1 protein-coding gene is annotated in these 746 nt (G+C 60.5%); it reads left to right on the top strand.

The window, feature by feature from the left end; all coding sequences use genetic code 11:
• Positions 1-125 precede the first annotated feature (125 nt).
• Positions 126-638, top strand: coding sequence for an MFS transporter (locus tag QMK17_RS26340; protein WP_283512229.1), 513 nt, complete (start codon positions 126-128; stop codon positions 636-638).
• Positions 639-746: the final 108 nt, after the last annotated feature.

Here is a 746-nt window from a genome sequence, read left to right as displayed (position 1 = left end):
CTTGCGGATCTCGGTGAACATGCCGACAGCGCGTTCACGCAGCTCGGTGGGGTAGTTGCTTGCCGGTCGTGCCATGGCTTCATTCTCCTAAGAAGTGAAGCCTCCGGACAACCCGGTGCGGTTCAATGGCCCTGACGACCAACACTGACCAACCCGGCATCGGCACAGTCGGCGAAGTGCGACGAGCCAGATGGACGGTGTTCGTGCTTTGCGCTGCTGCACTGCTGGTTATCGGTCAATTATACAGCGTGGTACCACTTCTCAATGTTTTGGCTGTCCGCTGGAGCGTTACCCCGTCAGTGGCTGCCTGGCTCGTGACAGTATTCGGTCTGGCGTACGCCATCGGAATGTTGATCTCCGGCCCGCTCTCGGACCGTTTCGGACGCAGGCGGCTGGCGACGATTGGGGTCTTCGCGACGGCAGCATTTACGTTGACTGTCGCCTTCTCGCCGAACTTTCCTGTGGCATTGTGCCTTCGAATCGCACAAGGGCTGGCGGCTGCGTGTTTTGCACCAGCGGTGTTGGCATACATCCCTGAGCGGGTAACTCCGTCCCGCCGCGCATTCGCTCTCTCCGCGCTGATCGGTTCGTTTCTCGCCGCTGCAATTGTCGCGCCGATGGTGGCAGGTCCCCGATAGTCGGACCACAGCGTTCTAGAGCCGCTTCGGTTTGATCTTCAGTCGATCTCGCAGCCGTCCACCGGTTGGTGGTTGTGGGTGCATTGGGCAGCATACTCAGCCGGGGTG

It is taken from the genome of Rhodococcus sp. G-MC3 (assembly GCF_030063335.1).
Taxonomy (GTDB): Bacteria; Actinomycetota; Actinomycetes; order Mycobacteriales; family Mycobacteriaceae; genus Rhodococcoides.
The sequence above is the reverse complement of the archived record's forward strand: the minus strand, read 5'-3'. Positions and strand labels throughout refer to the sequence as shown.